This is a genomic window from Xanthocytophaga agilis, from assembly GCF_030068605.1.
In the GTDB taxonomy this organism is placed as follows: domain Bacteria; phylum Bacteroidota; class Bacteroidia; order Cytophagales; family 172606-1; genus Xanthocytophaga; species Xanthocytophaga agilis.
Map to the genome: position 1 here is coordinate 640,339 of NZ_JASJOU010000001.1, position 20,256 is coordinate 660,594.

At 38.1% G+C, this 20,256-nt stretch carries 15 protein-coding genes; 6 read left to right on the forward strand and 9 right to left on the reverse strand.

All coding sequences use genetic code 11. From position 1 onward, the window contains the following. The first annotated feature begins 260 nt into the window (after window positions 1-260). The 3 genes from QNI22_RS02635 (at window position 261) to QNI22_RS02645 (ending at window position 2,977) form a co-directional block, all read left to right on the forward strand. Entirely contained in the window at window positions 261-959 is a 699-nt protein-coding gene (locus QNI22_RS02635; protein ID WP_314509047.1) for a DUF2306 domain-containing protein, read from the forward strand. 67 nt (window positions 960-1,026) lie between these two features. Beyond that, complete coding sequence (locus QNI22_RS02640; RefSeq protein WP_314509048.1) at window positions 1,027-1,896, forward strand: hypothetical protein; 870 nt, start codon at window positions 1,027-1,029, stop codon at window positions 1,894-1,896. Between the two features lie 193 nt (window positions 1,897-2,089). After that, complete coding sequence (locus tag QNI22_RS02645) at window positions 2,090-2,977, forward strand: hypothetical protein (RefSeq protein ID WP_314509049.1); 888 nt, start codon at window positions 2,090-2,092, stop codon at window positions 2,975-2,977. Window positions 2,978-3,049: 72 nt separating this feature from the next. On the opposite strand, the gene QNI22_RS02650 is transcribed toward QNI22_RS02645, so the two are convergent. The 5 genes from QNI22_RS02650 to QNI22_RS02670 form a co-directional block, all read right to left on the reverse strand. After that, window positions 3,050-5,980: a TonB-dependent receptor gene (locus QNI22_RS02650; RefSeq protein WP_314509050.1), complete on the reverse strand. Its 2,931-nt coding sequence runs from the start codon at window positions 5,978-5,980 to the stop codon at window positions 3,050-3,052. 324 nt (window positions 5,981-6,304) lie between these two features. Next, complete coding sequence (locus QNI22_RS02655) at window positions 6,305-8,176, reverse strand: alpha-amylase family protein (RefSeq protein WP_314509051.1); 1,872 nt, start codon at window positions 8,174-8,176, stop codon at window positions 6,305-6,307. A 15-nt stretch (window positions 8,177-8,191) separates the two neighbouring features. Further along, window positions 8,192-10,135 (reverse strand): ATP-binding protein, encoded by a 1,944-nt coding sequence (locus tag QNI22_RS02660; protein ID WP_314509052.1) that lies wholly within the window; start codon window positions 10,133-10,135, stop codon window positions 8,192-8,194. A 172-nt stretch (window positions 10,136-10,307) separates the two neighbouring features. Continuing rightward, window positions 10,308-11,915, reverse strand: coding sequence for a mucoidy inhibitor MuiA family protein (locus QNI22_RS02665; protein ID WP_314509053.1), 1,608 nt, complete (start codon window positions 11,913-11,915; stop codon window positions 10,308-10,310). Window positions 11,916-12,225: 310 nt separating this feature from the next. After that, window positions 12,226-13,776, reverse strand: a complete 1,551-nt coding sequence (locus tag QNI22_RS02670) for an acyl-CoA carboxylase subunit beta (protein ID WP_314509055.1) — start codon at window positions 13,774-13,776, stop codon at window positions 12,226-12,228. Window positions 13,777-13,974: 198 nt separating this feature from the next. On the opposite strand from QNI22_RS02670, the gene QNI22_RS02675 reads away from it, so the two are divergent. Further along, window positions 13,975-14,907 (forward strand): Ppx/GppA phosphatase family protein, encoded by a 933-nt coding sequence (locus tag QNI22_RS02675; protein WP_314509056.1) that lies wholly within the window; start codon window positions 13,975-13,977, stop codon window positions 14,905-14,907. 53 nt (window positions 14,908-14,960) lie between these two features. On the opposite strand, the gene QNI22_RS02680 is transcribed toward QNI22_RS02675, so the two are convergent. The 4 genes from QNI22_RS02680 to QNI22_RS02695 all read right to left on the reverse strand — a co-directional run bounded on the left by QNI22_RS02680 (window position 14,961) and on the right by QNI22_RS02695 (window position 17,520). After that, window positions 14,961-15,635: a DUF2071 domain-containing protein gene (locus tag QNI22_RS02680; protein ID WP_314509057.1), complete on the reverse strand. Its 675-nt coding sequence runs from the start codon at window positions 15,633-15,635 to the stop codon at window positions 14,961-14,963. Window positions 15,636-15,656: 21 nt separating this feature from the next. After that, the gene (locus QNI22_RS02685) at window positions 15,657-16,493 is read right to left on the reverse strand and encodes a DCC1-like thiol-disulfide oxidoreductase family protein (RefSeq protein ID WP_314509058.1); all 837 of its coding nucleotides are present in this window, start codon (window positions 16,491-16,493) and stop codon (window positions 15,657-15,659) included. Window positions 16,494-16,552: 59 nt separating this feature from the next. Continuing rightward, window positions 16,553-16,939: a hypothetical protein gene (locus QNI22_RS02690; protein ID WP_314509059.1), complete on the reverse strand. Its 387-nt coding sequence runs from the start codon at window positions 16,937-16,939 to the stop codon at window positions 16,553-16,555. A 74-nt stretch (window positions 16,940-17,013) separates the two neighbouring features. Further along, window positions 17,014-17,520, reverse strand: a complete 507-nt coding sequence (locus QNI22_RS02695) for a GbsR/MarR family transcriptional regulator (RefSeq protein ID WP_313980094.1) — start codon at window positions 17,518-17,520, stop codon at window positions 17,014-17,016. Between the two features lie 202 nt (window positions 17,521-17,722). Here QNI22_RS02695 and QNI22_RS02700 point away from each other — a divergent pair, with 202 nt between their 5' ends. Beyond that, the gene (locus QNI22_RS02700; RefSeq protein WP_314509061.1) at window positions 17,723-18,814 is read left to right on the forward strand and encodes a hypothetical protein; all 1,092 of its coding nucleotides are present in this window, start codon (window positions 17,723-17,725) and stop codon (window positions 18,812-18,814) included. A 78-nt stretch (window positions 18,815-18,892) separates the two neighbouring features. Then, entirely contained in the window at window positions 18,893-20,155 is a 1,263-nt protein-coding gene (locus QNI22_RS02705) for an NAD(P)/FAD-dependent oxidoreductase (RefSeq protein WP_314509063.1), read from the forward strand. The last annotated feature ends 101 nt before the right edge of the window (window positions 20,156-20,256 follow it).

The window sequence follows — 20,256 nt, forward strand, 5'->3', positions numbered from 1 at the left end:
CTTGTTCGTTGTATTTATATATTTCCTCCCTATTGAATCCTTTCTACTAATATACCGTAGAAAATCTATACAGTTAATTACTTTCTATTCGTTTTTCGAAAGGTTACTTTTTTGTATTGCAGGCATAAAGGAAACGAATGTATAATTAGTTACATGGAGTAATTTTATATCTTTCCTAAGGATGCTTACTATTGGGCTTCTAATGGAACTAAAGATAGAGATATTCCAAAGCTCTTATGTCGCTCTAATAATTGCTTGTTTTGAAAACCTTACCCGATCAGAATAAATTATTTTCTTTCCAGAGTGTACTGGGTGCATTGCTACTGGCAGGTGTATTTGCCTTTTCAGTTCTTATGCTAACCAAAGTGTGGCCCTATATGTCTTATGAGAGAGGTGAGCACTTTCTCTCTACCAAAACAGATAGAGTGCTGGATAATCCCTGGTTTCTGGCTGGGTTTTATATACATATTACCAGTAGCCTATGGGTAATGGCAGGGGGGATACCTCAGTTTATTCCTGCGGTATTTAGAAGAAAGCCAGCGTTTCATCGCTGGACAGGAAAAATATATGTGTTTTCCATTTTGTTTCTGGCTGCACCATCCGGAATGATACTGGCATTCTTTGCCAATGGAGGTCTGCCTGCTAAGGTTGGTTTCTCATTGCAATGCATTGTATGGTGGCTTACTACTTTTACTGCATGGCAGGAAATTATGCAAAACAAATGGACTTCACATGTAGAATGGATGATTCGCAGTTTTGCTGTGACACTGGCTGCTGTTAGTTTACGTTCCGAAAGCTATCTGTTGTATTATTTCTTTGGCACAAAACCTATAGAGACGTATCTGACAGTTACCTGGTTATCCTGGACCGGAAACTTACTGATTGCAGAAATACTAATTCGCACAGGTATTGCCAAAAGGTTAGTTAACTCTTTTATGAATTTTAGTGAATATGCCTAAGGATCCTGTTTTATAAACCAGCTCATCAATCAGAAAACAATCTAACAAAGTTCAATACAATACACCTATGAAAAAATTGCCCTATGTTTTTTTAGTTCTGCTTCTGGCTGTTGCTGCTATTGTTGCCTGCAGTCGTACACAAAAGACTGATAAGACAACTTCAGCTCAGTTGCGTACACATAAAGAAGCTGTAGATACCTTGCGTGGTTCAGAAGAAGCTCAGGCTGCACAACCTGCGCAACCACTGGAAATTATACCAGAGAATAATTCTGAGGTATTAGCGTCGAATGACTTGTCCGCATTGTTTCATCGTACAGAAGAGTATGATGAACCCGCTGTCTACAATGGTTTTTATGGTACAGATCATTACCGGATTGAGATGTACTTTGCTTCTGTGACAAAGGATGCTATTCATCCCAATGTTTATCATATAGAAGGAAAGAGTCGCTACAAAAGAAATATCACCCCTTTTCATGGAGAAATTGTATTGGAGGAGGCTGTGCAGTTTCGTGATCCCAATATTTCTGAAGCAAACATGAAGGAAATGGAGATTAAGAATACCTACATGACACACGGAACATTCAAACTGCAGGAAGATTCTACGTTTACAGGTTCTGGTGTCTTTAGTGGCAAAGTAGCTATTGATTTTGCTACCAAAACAAACAATGGTATTCGTCAGTGGTATTTTTCAGAAACGAAAGAAGGTGCTCAGGGAGCAGGTTTCATATTTGATGGCAAATGGGTAAGTTACAAAACAGGGAAAAGCAAGCCTATTACCTGGGCGCGAGATATCTTTATGATTGCAGATGGCATTTTAAAAGATTTTAGCATAGGAGAGAGAGATGTGGAAATTAATCCCAAATATCGTAAACTAGGTTGGGACAACTTTTGGGAAAACGACGAATGGTGGAATGAAAATCCTAGTGCTAAATTGTAATACTACTTTAAAAACAAAAGAACTCATCTTTATTTGAAAGGATGAGGCTTTTTTGTTCTATAAAGGCCTAATAGATATCATTAGTCTGTATTTTTGATTAAAACAGAACTTCATGGTTACATTCATGACCTAGTGTTGTATATAAAGTATGCTATCAGCACAAATAGCCGAAACCTTTTATACATTATAGTTTATGGAAGTGAGACCTAAAACAGGAAGCTCATGTATATTTTTAATCTTATTGTTGTTACAGGCAGGAATGATCGCTTGTAACAGAACGTCAAAAAATGAGAAAGCAGCTTCAGACACACTTAGTGCAAATCAAGTAGTAACGGATACTTTATCGGTGCAAACCAGCAAGATCGAAGAAGAAGATAGTAGGCCACCAGCTAAACTGTTACTAGAAATTACTCCTCAAGAGTATCTGGACATCTTAGTGAAATATGATTTGTCTCCTTTATTTCTGAATGCTGACTACAAACCACAATCTGCTGTATATAATGGTTTTTATGGTACAGATCATTACCGGATTGAGATGTACTTTGCCTCTGTGACGAAAGATCAAAAGAATCCTACATTATACCATATCACAGGAAAAAGTCGCTATAAGAAAAACATAACCCCGTTTAAGGGTGAAGTAATAGTTGATACAGCTATGCAGTTTTCCAATTCAAACATCTCGCCTGAGAATACAAATGTGAAAGGTGTATATAAAACTACTGGAACATTCATTCTGCGGGAAGATTCTACATTAGCTGGTTCTGGGGTATTTAATGGTACTGTTTCCATAGAGTTTACTTTACTTACAGATAGTAATACTGAGTTTTGGTATTTGAATGAGATTGAGGAGGAAGAAGGAGCCGACCTGGTGTTTGATGGTGAATGGGTAAATTATAAGACAGGAAAAAGTAAATCCGTTATCTGGGCAAAAGATATCTATAGCATTGGCGATTCAATTTTGGAGGATTTCACCATAGGTGAGAGGGATGTGATGATCAACCCGAAATATCGCAAACTGGGCTGGGATAGTTATTGGGAAAATGCTGAATGGTGGAATGATAGCCCTCATGCCAAACTATGATAGATTGGATTCTATAAAAGAAAACCCTCATCTCTTTCTGAAAATGAGGATTTCCTTTTTGTCTCATACTCCTTAGTTAAAAGGGCCTGATCCTGCTCCTGGAGGCGGTCCCATGCCATCCATCGGCGGACCCATCCGTCTGTTTTGGACTCCAGGGAAACTACGCAGGTTGTAGGTGAAGGTTAACATGAAGTAGCGTTGCAATACCTGGGTTTGTTTATCCTGGATATAGGTTTCTGTGACGGTACGGCTAATGCTTGTATTTTGTCTAAGCAGGTCAAATACCGACAGCTTAAGTTCTCCAGCATTATTTTTCAAGAACTTGTATCCAATAGCCACATTCCAAAGCAAAAAGCTTTGATTATATCCACTACTTAATCCAGAGTATAGAGAATGATTTACGTCTGTATTGAATACCAGACCTTTCCATGGAAGCCAGTTTAATTTTACAGAAGATACCTGATAAAAATAATTACTGTTCTGTGTAGATTGAACGGTATTATTAACAATAGTATACGTCGCAGAATACGAAACCCGGAAGTCTACTTTCTGACTGATATTGCTGCTAAGTGTTACACCGGAGTTTAATCCATAGGTATTGGCATGGTTGATATATTGATTGTCATTACGGATAATAAGACCTGGAGTACTTTGGTAGGTTATTCCAGTATTGATATTGAAGTTACTTTTTAATAGCTCTACAGGTAACCCATATACAAAGAAACTACGTACATTCCAGGAACTAGCCATATTGACTGGACGTGATAACTGCGCTCCCTGCGACAGGAGTATTCCCTCTGCCAACAATGTGTCTGTTGAGGCTGTGAAAGTAGAAGTTGCAATGTAATTGGTTGTATAAGTAGCATTGGCGAAAACAAACATATTTTGCATAGTGCCTGTATTTACCTTGCCATAATGAAGCATGATACTATGTACATATTCCTGTTTCAGGTTAGGATTACCTGTAGTGACCAAAACGGTGTTGCTATTGTTGATTACATTTTGTAACTGCGAAATACTGGGTGTATTGGTAGATGTACGATAAAAGACCCGAAGGTTAGTGCTTTTAGTAAACCGATACTCAAGCATAGCTGTAGGCATCAGATTATTGAAGGTTTTATTTACTTTCAGATCTGTTGGAAATAGCTCCGAACTGTTCAGTGCTACACGCTGATAATTTGTACCTACAGAGAAATTATACTTGGCTCCCCGTAACCGATAACTCATACCTCCGCTTTGCGTCCAGGTTGTGTTTTTAAAATTATTAGAAAGAGAGGTATCCAGTATACTATAGGTCTTTGTGATTTCATTGAATGCATTGGTTTCTTTAGTTGAATTGCTGAGTGTATAGGAGGGATTGTAGTTAAACTCAAGTATACTTTTCTTACCTATAGGTTCGGTATAGGAAAATCTTGCTCCTAGCGTAGATCCATCTGAACGAGTGTCTGAGAGTTGATTGATAATCGCTGATGAGTCAGTGGTAAAGTATTGATTTTCTGAATATTGTTTATTCTGTCCTTTTTTGTCATTAAAATTGGTTGTGACAGCTACTGAAAATGTACGTCCTCTCTTTTGGAATTTATGTCTGAACAGAATTTCGTTGGTAAAAGTATATCCGTTATTTTTTGAGTTATAGTCAGTATAAACTTGTGTCAGTTGACTTTCGGGTGAGGCTGTCAGAGCTGATAAGAGACTACCTGAGTTATAGTTCTGCAAATTGAGTCGAGGGGTAATCAACAATGAGTTAGCTGAATCAATAGTATATTCAAATCTCAGATTGAAGCGGTGGTTGTAGTTGATACTATTAACCCGATTATTTTCGGTATAGGTATTGTTCGAAATAAAATATTGTTGTTCTGTTAAGCTATTGGTTGTATTGTTGGACTTGTTGAAAAAATAGCTACCTGTAATTTTTACTTTTTTACCCCATTCATCTGTATAATTCAGTCCAATAGAATTTGTCGTGTTCATACCACTTTGCTGACCAACCAGAAAGTTACTGGCACTATTTCCTCCACCTCCTCCACCAATGCCCCCACCTCCTCCGGCTCCACCACGTCCGCCCTGACCACCTCCACCACCATTGCCAGTACTAACTCCAAGGAGGTCTTGTGAAGAAAAATTTTGCTGATTGATGTTATTGGAAATTCCGATAAGAGAGAAACGCTGCTGATTCTGAAATCTGTGTATAGTTGCTCCTACAGAATAGCGTTCATTAGTGCCATATCCTGCATACATTTTACCAAAAGTTCCGTTCCGTTTATCTGATTTGGTCACAATGTTCAGCGTCTTCTGGGTTTGGCCATCATTGAAGCCTGTAAACTGAGACTGATCACTTAACTGATTATACACCTGAATTTTGTCAATTACTTCAGCTGGGAGGTTGCGTAGAGCTACGGTTGGGTCATCTCCAAAGAATTCCTTCCCATCTACCAGTACTTTTTTTACGTCTTCTCCATGAGCTTTTACTGTACCATTCTCAACTGAAATGCCAGGCATTTTTGTAACCAGATCTTCGGCTGTTGCATCCGGATGTGTTTTAAAAGAACCTGCATTGTATTGCGTTGTATCTCCTTTTTGTTCTACAGGATTGGGTTTAGCTTCTACCAATACATCTCTTAGCTTGATAGTGGCTTGCTCCATCTTGATCTTGTCAAGATTAAGGCTTTTGGTAGTAACAGTAATATCCTGTTCAATGGATTTGTATCCAACAAAACTGGCTTTCAGATGAAAGGTACCTGCTTCAGTCAGATGCAGAGTAAAAGCTCCTTTCTCATTGGTGATGGTTCCCTGTTGTTGCGTATTGTTTTTGCTACTGATCAGAACAACATTGACTCCTTCTACAGGCTTCCCATCTGTTGCGTCCAGTATTACTCCAAATACTTCATAATACACAGGTCGATTTTGTGCGCAAGCAAATTGTGTCAGAAGAACAAAGAAAATACTCAACAATGGGAGGGTAATAGTTCTTTGTGTTGCAGTTTTTTTGAGTTGAGTGTTCATTTATGAAAAATGTAAAATGTTGTTATGATTATTCCCTAATTGGGAGATTAGATAAGGGATTAGAATCTAAACATCTGAAGAAAATCTGAGGTCTATTTATAAAATGGACCAACTCAGGAAATGTCAAGACAAATAGAATAAATAGGTCTACATGCTGAGTTTAATTGGGTAGGATGAGCAAGAAAGGGTAGGGGAGTAAAAGAAAAGTTCCTATTTCCTTTGACCAGAATAGATGGGATAAAAAAATCGTTTGTGCTGCCAGATTATAATAAAAAAAGCCCCTGAATTTATATCCAGAGGCTTTTTAGGCAATCACTAATAAGGTTATTTTGACTCTTCTTTGATCTCAAAAATATATCCGGTTAAAGGTTCGAGCTCTAATGGAATACCTGCTTGTGCATTATTGGGATCTGTCACGTTTGCAGCATTGAATGAGACAGGTTTGTGGTCACCCAATACACATTTCAGATCATAGTTAGCTGTTGCTGACAACTCCATAGCTGCAAGGGCATTGGTTGGAATACGTACATTAATACGGCGTTTGAGACTTTCTTCAAAACTAACGATAACCAGTAATTTTTGATTTTCGGTAAAACGCAGATAACTATAGATTTTATGTTCTTCATAGCCAGCAGTCTTGCCACCATTGTTAGCAGCCTGTAAGTCATACAAGCCACCTTTACGGATTGCTTCACTGGTAGCACAGAAGTTAAGTAACTTTACATATTTCTCTCTGAGTAGTTGCTGAGAAGGTTCCAGTGTTACACCATCATAACGGTCTACACTCATCCAGTTCTGAAACTGAGGTACTCCCCAATAATCAAAAATAGTTGTTCTTCCATCATCACCACTAAATCCTTCCTCTCCCAAAGCTGGTTCGCCTACTTCCTGTCCAAAATAGACCATGACCGGACCTGAGTTCAATGTTGCACTTACTACCATTGCCGGGATACCTTTTTCTGGCTTTCCTGCAAAGAATTGAGAGGCAATTCGTTGTTCGTCATGATTTTCCATGAACCTAAGCATATGGTTATTGATTCCCTGCAGGTTTTTCCAGTTGGCAGAAATCAGATTGGCTGAGGTGCCATGTTGAATAACAGAACGTAGCGTATCATACAACCCTACTTTATCATACAGATAATCAAACTTTGCTTTATCAATATAGTTGTTGTATTCGTATGGATTATAGATTTCGGCAATAAATACAAGATCTTTGTTCGCTTCTTTGATTTGAGGAATTACCCATCCCCAGAATTCTGCCGGAACCATTTCTGCCATATCACACCGGAAGCCATCTACACCTTTTTTCGTCCAGAAGAGCAGAATATCACGCATCTTTTCCCACGTATTAGGGATTGGTTCAAAGTGTCTTGCCCGGTTATTGACAATATCCACTCCATAATTGAGCTTAATAGTCTCAAACCAGTCATTTACATGAGGACCGGGAGTAAACTGGTCATTGCCGGTTGCCTTCGCAGGCGTTTCATCAAAATGTCCATCTTTGGTTGGGTGGGGTAGATCTCCAAGCGCATGGTACTCATGTGGTACCCGAAAAGAAGTACCTGGCAGATAATAGAAGTTGTTTTTGGTATCAAAGATCTTGGATTTGTCGTCTCCTTCCCCTAAATCTTGCACACCTGTTGGTTTGGCATCAGAATGATAGGTGCGGGCTACATGGTTTGGTACAAAGTCAATGATAACCTTTAACCCCACTTTGTGTGTACGAGATACCAATGCCTCAAATTCCTGCATGCGTTTAGGTACATCCACTGCCAGATCAGGACTGACATCATAATAATCTTTTATCGCATAAGGAGAACCTGCACGACCTTTTACTACATCTGCATCATCCAGTGGTATTCCGTATTTGGTGTAATCAGTCATGGTAGCGTGCTCAATAACACCAGTGTACCAGATATGACTAAATCCCATTTTTTTTACCTCACCAAGGAGGCGTTCATTGATATCATTAAACTTCCCAACCCCATTTTCTTCCAGTGTGCCATATTTTTTGTTAACATGTTTGGTGTTAGTCAATAATCTGGTGAATACCTGATAAATCGTCAGTTTGTTGTCTGTTACTTCTTCTTTAAGCAAATTTTCGTCATTGGTATCCAGCATGGGTACGTCTTTTTTGGGTGAACAAGAAAGTAAGCCTGTAACTAATGCAGCAGTTAAAAATAGTTTCTTTTTCATAACAGTGGACTGCTTTTAATATTGTGGCGCCAAATTAGGAATTTTTATGTGGAATGTACTGCCTGCCCTCAATTTAGATTCCAGGGTAATCGTACCACCTAACTTTGCAACCGCATCTTTTACGATATATAAACCCACTCCTGTACTGTTGGGATGATTGCCAAGACGATAAAAAATGTCAAATATTTTCTGATGATGTTCTTCTGCAATACCCAGACCATTGTCTGCAATTGTAATCAGCGCTTCTTTGTCATCGGCTTGTACACTGAGTTTAATGTAAGGATTCTCTTTTGCTGGATCATGGTATTTGATGGCATTGGATATCAGATTATTTAATATAATTTCCAGACGTTTGGCATCTGAATAAAAAACATGAGTTACCTGACATTCTGTGATTTTTTCGATGTGTGTAGCATGCTCCATGAAAAGATGATTTTCCAGTGTTTCCTGAAGTAACTTGGGGAAGTCAATAGGTTCATGTTCAATTTCTAATCTTTTGTTTTTTGAAAAATCCAGAATATCATGAATGATGCGATCCAGTTTATGTAATGTTTTTTCCTGTAACAGGAAATACTCCTGAAGTTTAGTAGTATCAGTTTCTTTCTGAGCAATGTGAATAAGCCCCCTTACAGAAGCAATAGGTGCCCGAAGGTCGTGTGAGGTACGGCGAACAAAGTTGTCCAGTTCATCATTAAGACCTTTGAGTTCCTCATTCTGGAGATTAATGATCGTATTTTGGTCGGAAAGTTTGGTGTTGGCTATTTCAAGAGCCGTAAATGCTTGAGAATAATATTGTAACAGTAATAAAGCCTGACCCAATAGAAATACAAATAAACCAACCGAAATCAGATCCCCTGTTGCTATATAGCCTTTTGTATACAAAACATCATTGAGATACGCTAGAAAAACGGCAATATACCCTATCAGAAAAAAGAGACTACCAAGTGCTTTGATTCGAACGGCCTGAATGACAATAACCAATCCATAGATCATCATCAGTGCACCAACAGGGTAGAAGTAATCTATAAATCCAGTAAAGAATATAGTAGGTGTAACAAGTACAATGACGACACAGATACAAATGATTACACAGATAGATAGAAAGATTTTTTTTGGGAAAAGATCCGGGAAAATCGTTCGTATAAATAATGTAAAAACTAAGAATGGTAGGTAAAATACCAGATATTCAATACGTTTGAGTGCAAACCAGCTAATATGGGTAAAATAACGGATAGAATACTCGCCAGTTACCAGCACACGAATAACAATCAGGAAACAGAAAATGGAAAAATATAAAGCAGCATAGCTTTGTCTTCTGATGAGAAACAACCCCAGATGATAACAGGCCATCAATAAAATACCTCCTAACAACCAGAAGTCTGTTGCAATAGAGATATCTCTGAGATGCTCAATATCGGATATCAAGCCAATCTCGATCGGATATCGGAGTCCACCCTTGTCATGATAAAAGTTGTAAGCAACAATGGTGAGTTTAATAACTGTATCATTGGCAACAAAAGGAACAATGTCCGGTTTATATTCGGGTAAGGTTCGAGAACCAGCACTAAAGACATGTGCATTGTTGATGGTAATCTTGGTGGCAGTAGATATGATAGGTAGTCGCAAACCCAGAACACTGGATTTATAAGCTGGCGGAATACGGATTTGTAACCGGTAAATGCCTGTACCCTGACTTTTTATTTTTTGTCCTCCTACAGGTTGATTATTCCATGAACCAGGAACCTGTATGAAGGTATGAGTATCCGGATTTTTTTTGGATAATGCATCAAGCCAGATAAAATCCCATTCACCATTTAGTTTTACAGTACCATCGCTGGCAAAATTCCAGGTAAGAAGATCTAATGTTCCATGATGTGATTGTGGTGTGTGGATAGTGCGAGACAAACATCCTGTAAGAAGAATGCAGACAGGTAACACATATGAAAGAAATCGGATCATGGAGGGGCATGGCGATTTGTTATTTCCCTACTAAATATAGATAATTTTCTGATTCCCGGTAACCAACCGACAAGCGTTAATCACTTGCTGATCATATAAGAATAAAAAAATGGTACACTGGTATCAGACTCAACAGGATGTTTACAAAAACAACATCCTGTTGAGACGTAAATTATTGTAACCCGGTAACCTGTACATCCTGCGGATATTCTACTGTGAATTTAAATGGAATCAGGATTTCTTCTCCTGCTTTTATCTTATAAAACCACTCCAGATATTCCAGTTCATTCTTTTTGAGTGCATCTGTGTTTTCCTTATAAGTGGGTTCGAGTAGCTGAACCTTTATTTGTTCATTACCTGAAATAGGCAACTGGTCCCATACAACAATTTCTTCCTGTGTCTTTTTGTGGCTCTTAATTTTAATCTGGTACTCATAGACTAATACTTTGCGATTTTTGGTAAACAACTGGGTTTCCTTTTTTTCATATTTCTTTAGAAACTTATGCTCAATTTTAAAGCTTTCATCCACTCCCAGATAGGTCCAGAATTCTTCTGTCGGAGCAATAGTTTGCAATCGTGTAGTAGCTACAAAATGATTATCCAAAAAAACATTGGCTTCACCTGCAAGGAATGGAAAATCTGTTTCGTTGGTTACTTTAGCCTTCAAATAGGCAAATTGTGAAAGTTTTGGTACTGTTGAGTATTGAAAATGAGCTGAAAAATCTTCGATCAGAATACTTACCTGATGGTCTGAGTTGTCGGCTTTTATGGTATGCTTACCCGCAATCGAAAATACTACAGCTGTACTACCTGTTTCTGCCACAGCATTTATTGCTTCTATAGCTGGTATACCTGCAAATGCCACTTCTTCCTGTTCATCAGTATATCCACCTCCCCCATAAGCTACACTGGTTTCTTTGGTAGACAAATCCATCTTCTTGGCTCTTGGCATTGACATTACTGGTGGTGGATAAGGAGAATAGATATTTACCCGCCAGGGTGAAAGTTCAGGTTGATAGCCTGCTATTTGTGGACGGGCAGTAGAAAGTTTTAGTTCTGAGTCCAGCCAGTCCTCACCTGTTGTCTGATTGATGCGGGCATTGTAGGAAATTCTCATTTGTTTATTTTCTGTCACTACCCGAAGATCATATACCGGAACCCAGGATACACCAAATGCAATATAGGTAAGATATAGTACGACATTACCTGGTGCACTAACAGTTAGAGTTACCGCAACCTGATTTTTTATTTTGCGGTTTTTGACCCCTGATTGCTGCAACTGCCAGTTCAACTTTGTAATCTGATCATTAATATCTCGTTTGCTACGTTCAATCTTTCGGATTTCTTTATCAATTCCTTCCAGTTTTTGACTATAAAAGGTCATAATCTTTAACCACTTATCAGAATCAAGTTCTGTTTTGTCACTTTCTTCGGTGGGGGTAGTAATTTTAGTACTTATATTTTCCAGAAAGTTTTTTTCTTTTCCCAATCGGGATATAGCATCTTCCATATCCTGTCTCTGATCTTCCAGCTTTTGTTTTTCATCAAGCACTGCTTGTTTATCTACTTCCGGAACGTCTTCATAGGCAGTTTGAAATTTAACATTTCCAAGAGTAGCTTTTCCAGCACCATTTACCTGAATGCTGTTCTCGTCTATTCCCGGAAGATCATCAAAAATAAGTGTATGTTCACCTGCCTCCAGTTCTGCCTGACCTGTACGAGTCACAGAGGCCCGGTCTGTAAAAACAGTAACAGTGGTAATAGAAGACGTAAGTATCATAAATGGAAGAAATAGTGTGGATAGATTAGAACAGTAATCAGGTCAAGTACAGTTGTAATCGAAATCTTGATCAGACAATGATTGTTTTGGTATCGAACTTAGGATTATACAAACTGAAATTTGATCAAGATTTTGATTGCTTTTCAGAATTATCTAAATACCGATTAATAATTATTTTGATCGGTATTTAGATACGAGCTTTAATTAATCATTATTTGACTCATTCTCTTCTTCAATCAGAATAGTAATCTAATCAACTATCTCTGTAATAGTTCTTGCTGAAAACAGAAATAGAGATCATGGGACTTGTTTACAATGGAATATTACCGTGTTTCTTTTTAGGGAGCTTAGCTACTTTGTTTTCCAGCATGGCAAAGGCTCGCAACAATTTAAAGCGTGTTTGTTCTGGTTTAATTACCTCATCAATATATCCACGTTGAGCTGCCAGATATGGATTGGCAAATTTTTCAGTGTATTCTGCTACTTTTTCCTGTAGAGTTCCTTCCGGATTTTCAGATTCAGCAATTTCTCGCTTAAAGATAATTTCTGCTGCTCCTTTTGCGCCCATTACTGCAATTTCTGCTGTTGGCCAGGCATAGTTCATATCAGCCCCAATATGTTTGGAGTTCATTACATCGTAGGCTCCTCCATAGGCTTTGCGGGTAATAACTGTGATGCGAGGAACTGTTGCTTCACAAAAGGCATATAACAATTTTGCCCCATTAGTGATAATAGCATTCCATTCCTGGTCAGTTCCGGGCAAAAAGCCTGGCACATCTTCCAGGACGAGCAGGGGAATATTGAAACAATCACAAAAACGTACGAAGCGTGCCGCCTTGGTGCTGGCATGAATGTCCAGTACGCCCGCTAATACAGCAGGTTGGTTGCCTACAATACCAATGCTTCGTCCTCCCAGTCGGGCAAAACCTACTACAATGTTTTCGGCAAAGTTCTTGTGCACTTCGAAAAAACTTCCCTCATCAATGATGCCATCAATCACCTCCCGGATATCATAGGGCTGATTGGGGTTTTCTGGAATCAGATCTCCCAAAACCGGACGAAGTTCTCCATCTATGCTTTCATACGGCAAGAGTAAGGGATCATCTTCGCAGTTTTGAGGAATATAGCTTAGGAGTTTTTTTATGTGCTGAATGCATTCCAGTTCATTGGCACAGGCAAAATGTGTAACTCCACTTTTAGTACTGTGGGTACTGGCACCACCTAGCTCTTCAAAGGTTACTTCTTCATGTGTAACAGTCTTAACCACATTGGGACCTGTTACAAACATATACGAAGTGTTTTCTACCATTAGTGTAAAATCTGTAATGGCAGGAGAATAAACGGCTCCACCTGCACATGGGCCCATAATTGCTGATATTTGTGGAATCACACCAGACGCAAGTGTGTTGCGGTAAAAAATATCAGCGTAGCCTGCCAGTGATAATACACCTTCCTGAATACGAGCTCCACCTGAATCATTGAGGCCAATCACAGGAGCTCCATTCTGCATGGCCAGATCCATGATTTTACAGATCTTTTCGGCATGTGTTTCAGAAAGTGCTCCTCCAAATACAGTAAAGTCCTGAGCAAATACATATACCAGCCGCCCTTCTATAGTGCCATAACCTGTTACTACTCCGTCTCCAGGATATTGCTCTTTATCCAGTCCAAAATCTGTACTGCGATGGGTTACAAACTTGCCTATCTCTTCAAATGATCCATCGTCAACTAATAATGTTATTCGTTCACGAGCTGTAAGTTTTCCCTTTTTATGTTGTGATTCAATTCTTTTTTCGCCACCACCCAGCAGGGCTTCCTGATTTTTTCTTTCAAGGGTTTGTAGTTTATCTTGATGAGTCATGAATAAAAAAATATGAGTTTACAAAGTATAAAACGAGGGCTGAGATAAGCCTTTGACTGTAAGTTTATTAGTTAAATGTATTATCTCCGGTAATTTAGTTTGCATCAATGACTTTTTTACAATCTTTGGAGATACTATTTTTAATTCCGTATTTCCGCCCAAAATACAACTTTTCATTGGAAACAACCTAACAAAACTATGAATCGAGTAGCAGTTATTGATCTTGGCACTAATACATTTCATTTACTTGTCGCTGATATTTCTGAAGATAGGAAGATTATTCCGGTTCACGAACAGAAACAACCTGCCCGTATTGGTAAAGGTGGGATCAGTCAGGGGATTATCGCACCTGAAGCATTCGATCGTGGATTGTCTATCATCACTACCTATGCTCATAAGATTGCTGATCTGAACGTATCCAAGGATAACATTTTTGCTACAGGGACCTCTGCAATAAGAAATGCTCGTAATGGGGAGGAGTTTGTGCAGAAAATCCGAGAAGCCACTGGTATACAAGTAGAAATTATATCAGGTGACCGTGAAGCTGAACTTATTTATCATGGGGTGAGAGCTGCTTTGGAAATGGAAGAGAAGCCATCTCTGATTATTGATATTGGAGGAGGAAGTGTTGAATTTATTATTGGTAATGCAGACAAAATATATTGGAAACAAAGTTTCGAGATAGGTGGACAACGTCTGATGGATAAATTCATGCAGACAGATCCCATTTCTCCACAAAGTGTACAACGAATGTATGATTTCCTGAATGAAAAACTATTACCTCTTACCAATGCTATTCATCAGTATCATCCCAAAACGTTGATTGGATCTTCTGGAACATTTGATACTTTGGTAGAAATTCAGGCATTGCGAGATTGTAAATCATTCAGTTTGACAGATCATACCTCTTACGACTTACCAATAGAGGTGTTTCAGTCTCTTTTTCAGGAATTTGTTTCTAAAAATCATGAGGAGCGACTGGCTATTCCCGGAATGATCCCCTTGCGGGTAGATATGATTGTAGTAGCTTGTTGTCTGGTAGATTTTGTATTAAAAAAATATGAGATACATCAAATCAAAACTTCAACTTATGCTTTGAAAGAAGGTGTATTATTTGACCATCTAAAGTAAGTGATTAAAGAGGCAGGAGAATTCTCTTAAAAAATCCTCCTGCCTTTAATCACTTAACGGGCTTGTTCTGCTGCAAGCCATTTGTAATCAATTTTTTCTCTTACCTGAAATGCTCCTTCCAAACGGGCTGTCTCGAAGAAATTGGTTTGGAAGTGTGAGCAGTGAATCCATTCGATTGGCCATTTTTTCCGCATTATCTGGGTTTTATATACTGTGTTATTTATCATTGAATATGCTCTGTCTATCTGAGAAACTTCTTCATACAGATATGTATTTGTGATACAAGGTGTTTCTTCATCCAGAACATAGTTTAAAAACCTGTCATTCTGTTTTAGTGTAAGAAATTGTGGCGTTGCAATCAGTTCAGCCGTCTCCAGATTATAACTTGTAAACCATTTACCTCCCTGTGCAATCAAAGAGTTGTCTGTGAAAGAGCGAAGAAAATAAATCCCATGTTTTCTTCCTCCTGTATATGTTGCATCATCAATCAGTACCCGAAAGGCTACATGTCGGTAACTAAATTGAATCACAGAAGGCAAAAAGGTAGGATGCATATGTTTGAGCTGCACATTGACCATAGAAATTAAAGCACGGCCATTGTAATCTCTAAGATGTATTTTCCAGGGTATCTGCGATTCTATTTCTTTTTTCTCAACAGAAAAGTTAATCAGTTGCACATTGTGCAATTCACCCGTATAATGTATTGGAAGTTGCTTTAGAATATTCATAGTAGTAAGAGTATACTTGTATTATCTGATAAAGATCCAGAGTTCAGAAAGGGCTGTACTAAACAAAGCCACAGACCAGAGAAATAACCAATATATAGAGAGGTTGAGATAGCGAAGCCTTCGAAGATGTTCTGTATGCATCAGTAAACTACTGACCAGTACACTTCCCGCAAGCCAGAACACACTTGAATGATGAGTAAGGGTGTCAATCCATAAACCAGGAAGGAGTACCAATGTACCTATCAACATAAGAGTTGCTAATTGCCCCAGGTATTCTATTCTTTCCTGACCTTTTAAAATCACTATAGCAGTTATCATTTGTACCAGCCAGCCTGATCCACAAATCAGTAACATACTATAGCCTGAGAGTGAGGAGGAATAAGCAGAGGTTGAGATACCTAATTTCCAGGTAATAAGACTTGCAATTAGAACTCCAAAAATGATAAAAAGCAACCGATAAGAGAGATGAAAGTCTGGCTTACAGTCTATTCCTTTGTTTTCAGAAACAGTAGCCGTAATTACTCGACGATTATAGGAAATAAAACTATACAACTTTTGACAGAACCAACGAATGGGTTTACATGATAAAAATGTTTGAATAAACGGTAAACGTTGACTAAGAAGATAGGATAGAGCTTCTATTCCATATAGGGTTTTACCTCCTGATAGATCTACAAGTGGGATCTCATGCTTACTTCGGGTAAGGTCCATATATCTTTGGGCTTGGTCTGGCTCAAGTTCGCAGAAAGAGATACGATGTTCGGGAGCCAGAATACCCCACTTGACAAAACCCTTAGTATATGTTTGACACATAGGACAGCTGCTATCATATATGATAGCTTTTGAGATGGGTTTCATAGTTGCATGTATTTTATATGTTCAGAATAATTTGAAAGATATGGGTAAAAAATAATAATTCAGGTTGAACTGGAAGAAGAGTCTTTTGAATACAATAGTTGATAGGTTATAACCAGATAATAAAGTGCTGTAATCGCAGATAGTCCAAATAGAATAGCAAAAGAGATATCCTGTGAAAGAATATGTTGTGAGTATAAAAATCCAAAGCTACTTAAGGAGATAATAACCAGGAGCCAATACCAAAATAGCCGTCGGATAAATTGATGGTTGTTCCAGAATCTGATCGTACAGACTATTGCATTAATCACTTGCCAGATTCCAATAAAGAAAGAAAAGATAAGTCCTAAGAAGATTCCTGCAGGCTGAAAAGTAAGAAACGAAATAATGGTTACTACAACCAGAAAAACTTGTATGTAAAAGCCTATTAAGCGAATAGGAGACGTCATAGTTACTAAATTTTCAGTAAGAAATGAAAGTTTTGATTTTAAATAAACCCCGTTAAGAAACGGGGTCAGGAAACTTATTTTAATAGTTTCAGTAGCGTACTGAAAAACCAGTTTTCGTCGGCTTTAGTTAGGGTTTCCAATGTACTATCTGCCCGGGATGCTATCTTCTGAATATCCTGAATTGGCTTGATAAATGCTTTATATTCAGGATTATCTGGATTGCCTTCAACTTTTGATACATCTTCCAGAATACCAAATACAGGTTCAAGTTCTCTGCGACGACGCTCTTTAACTACTTGTTTGAACACTTTCCATATATCTTTTTCGGCACTGAAAAACTCTTTGCGTTCACCTGGTTTCAGTACTTTGAAAACCAGCCCCCAGTCAATCAAATCCCGTACATTCATATTTACATTTCCACGTGAGATCTGCAATTGTTCCATAATATCATCTGCACTAAGAGGTTCTGCACTTACCAGTAATAATGCATGTATTTGAGTCATCGTACGGTTAATACCCCATTGTGAACCCAAGGTACCCCATGCCTGGACAAACTTATCTTTTGCTTCTTGTAATTCCATGGGACAAAGGTATATTCTGTTTTTATACTTTCAAAATTTTTTGAAACATATTTATTGTCGATTTAGCTTATGATACAAAAAGTGTTTGACTTTCCTATGAAAAGCTTACCATTATTATTTTTTCTTCGTAACCTTGCCTGATACTCGTCCAAAATAGAGAAGAAAATAAACTATATACTATAAAATCAGAATTTTGATTATTATGAAATTTGTTCCTCAATTATTGTTTTTTACAAGCTTTTCCATTTTATGTAGTTGTGATAATTCTTCTAAAAAATCAGAAATATCTATCTTAGCAGACACTCTTGTAAATACTGATCCAATCAATAAAAACAAAGGTAATTTGGTAGATTATGATAAAGTCAAAGTGATAAAGTCTGTATATGTGACAAACCGAAATGGAATTGAGCTGAAAGACCAGCCTTCTGCGCAGTCTGAGACATTGGGACAGTTTGAATATGGGCAAAAGTTGGATGTGATCGAAGTAAAAGATAACTGGCTGGGTATTCTTAATCACCTGACTAGACGCTATGAAGAAAATGGAAAACAAGTTGAACGTACTGCCTGGGAGAAGGTCTATGTACAAAAAGAGTCAACAGGGGAGTTGTCAATGCTCAGTTTGGAAACAAAAGATCTGAATGTCATTACAGCTATCACTTTAAATGACAAAACAGAATATCTAACAAAGCCTAAGCCCTTGACCCAATATGTGACATTGGAACTGGTTGACAAAGCAACTTTTTTAGAGAAAAAAGGATCTGCTGTCAATTATTTTCTTACAGATACTACTCAGATTCAAAAAAAGAATGGCGTGATAGAACTGCCTTGTGAACAAACTACAAAACGTTTTGTAGACAAACCAGATGCAGAAGAGGATAGAGAAGTATATAGCTATGCTGGACAATATGAATCCTTAAAGCAATATGTGATAGAAGGTACATACTATGAAAGCTGGGATTATAAGTTTGTTGATAAACGTACTGGAAAATTAACACAGGAATTCGGAGGTTTTCCGTATATATCTGCAAACAAACAGTATGTTGCTTGCATCTATGCCAATCCTTATGAAAGTACGGGAGAATTTGAATTATACACTATTCGGGATGCTAACATTACGTCTATTGTAAAAGCATCATTTAAAAACTGGGCTCCTTCAGAGGATAATAGTAAGGAGATTTTTTGGGGGGCTGATGGTGCCTTATATGTCCGTATCCTGCATGAGAAGGCATACTTTACTGGAGATGAAAATATAAATGAATCATCCTATCAGTATCTGCGTATAAAAACATTATAATCAGGAAGAAAGTCATATGTTTTAAGAATTCAAAGATTAATTGTAGAAGCATATTCTGATTTCTGACTACTTTTGACCATGAAACAAACCCATGTTTGTATAATAGGTGCTGGTCCTGGAGGTAGCACAGCGGCTTTACAACTGGCAAAAGCTGGTATTTCCTGTACACTTCTGGATAAAGCTGTTTTTCCAAGAGACAAGATCTGTGGGGATGCTTTAAGTGGAAAAGTAGTGAGTGAATTAAGACGTATACAGGAAGATTTCCTTCCTGCAATTCATACACATACTGAATCTCTTCCTTCACAGGGTATTCATTTCATTGCACCTAATGAAAAATGGTTGAGCATTTCTTTTAAAAGTTCTGGGTCTTCCTTTACTAGTAGTACAACAAATTCAGTAGAATATTCAGGGTTCTCTCCAGGATACCTGATGCGGCGAATGGACTTTGATAATTTTTTAATTGAACAGGTAAAAAAGAATCCACTCATTGATTTTCGGGAAGGGGTAGAGGTAACTGACTACCAGAAAACAGAAACTGGTTGGATAATTACAGCTTCTAATCAACAATCTATAGAAACAAAACTATTGATTGTGGCGAATGGTGCACAATCCAATTTTACCCGTCACATTGCAGGGATTACTACTGAACCTAAGCATTTTTGTGCTGGATTACGTACCTATTATGAAGGAGTCGCAGGTTTAGACCCAAATGGTTTTATAGAGCTACATTTTTTGAAACCTTTTTTACCTGGCTATTTCTGGATATTTCCGTTAGCAAATGGATATGCCAATGTGGGGGTAGGCATGTTAAGCGATACAATCAGTAAGCAGAAGATTAACCTGAAGAAAAGCATGCAGGAATTAATCCAGACACATCCTGCTTTGCAGAAACGATTTGCTAATGCAAAACTTCAGGGAGAAATCAAAGGGTATGGTTTGCCACTGGGATCTAAACGTAGAAAATTATCCGGAGATGGATATATGTTGGTGGGGGATGCTGCACACCTGATTGATCCTTTTACTGGAGAAGGTATTAGCAATGCTATGATTAGCGGTCGCTGGGCTGCGGATCAGGCTGTGAAATGTATCCAAAAACAAGTGTATTCAGGTGATTTTCTGGCTGGCTATGATCAGGCTGTATATCGTCGTCTGGGAAATGAACTACGAATTAGTACCCGTATGCAACGATTGCTGGCATATCCCTCTTTATTTAATATGGTTGTAAATCGCGCGAATCGTAACCCGGCCTTAAAACAGTTGCTTTCCTCTATGTTTAATGACATAGACCTTCGTTCGTCTCTGCGAAGTCCCACATTTTATGCTCGGTTATTGTTTCAATAACGATCTGCCGCTTTTAAATACAAATCATTTTCTATAGCTTGGACATTTTGTAAGTATATACTTATAGAATGTCCTGTTTTATTTAGTGTAACAAACCATAT

Bases quoted from the DNA above. Each gene is read 5' to 3' on its own strand.
- QNI22_RS02640 (WP_314509048.1), top strand. From the start codon at position 1,027: ATGAAAAAATTGCCCTATGTTTTTTTAGTTCTGCTTCTGGCTGTTGCT.
- QNI22_RS02645 (WP_314509049.1), top strand. From the start codon at position 2,090: ATGGAAGTGAGACCTAAAACAGGAAGCTCATGTATATTTTTAATCTTA.
- QNI22_RS02650 (WP_314509050.1), bottom strand. From the start codon at position 5,980: ATGAACACTCAACTCAAAAAAACTGCAACACAAAGAACTATTACCCTC.
- QNI22_RS02655 (WP_314509051.1), bottom strand. From the start codon at position 8,176: ATGAAAAAGAAACTATTTTTAACTGCTGCATTAGTTACAGGCTTACTT.
- QNI22_RS02660 (WP_314509052.1), bottom strand. From the start codon at position 10,135: ATGATCCGATTTCTTTCATATGTGTTACCTGTCTGCATTCTTCTTACA.
- QNI22_RS02665 (WP_314509053.1), bottom strand. From the start codon at position 11,915: ATGATACTTACGTCTTCTATTACCACTGTTACTGTTTTTACAGACCGG.
- QNI22_RS02670 (WP_314509055.1), bottom strand. From the start codon at position 13,776: ATGACTCATCAAGATAAACTACAAACCCTTGAAAGAAAAAATCAGGAA.
- QNI22_RS02675 (WP_314509056.1), top strand. From the start codon at position 13,975: ATGAATCGAGTAGCAGTTATTGATCTTGGCACTAATACATTTCATTTA.
- QNI22_RS02680 (WP_314509057.1), bottom strand. From the start codon at position 15,635: ATGAATATTCTAAAGCAACTTCCAATACATTATACGGGTGAATTGCAC.
- QNI22_RS02685 (WP_314509058.1), bottom strand. From the start codon at position 16,493: ATGAAACCCATCTCAAAAGCTATCATATATGATAGCAGCTGTCCTATG.
- QNI22_RS02690 (WP_314509059.1), bottom strand. From the start codon at position 16,939: ATGACGTCTCCTATTCGCTTAATAGGCTTTTACATACAAGTTTTTCTG.
- QNI22_RS02695 (WP_313980094.1), bottom strand. From the start codon at position 17,520: ATGGAATTACAAGAAGCAAAAGATAAGTTTGTCCAGGCATGGGGTACC.
- QNI22_RS02700 (WP_314509061.1), top strand. From the start codon at position 17,723: ATGAAATTTGTTCCTCAATTATTGTTTTTTACAAGCTTTTCCATTTTA.
- QNI22_RS02705 (WP_314509063.1), top strand. From the start codon at position 18,893: ATGAAACAAACCCATGTTTGTATAATAGGTGCTGGTCCTGGAGGTAGC.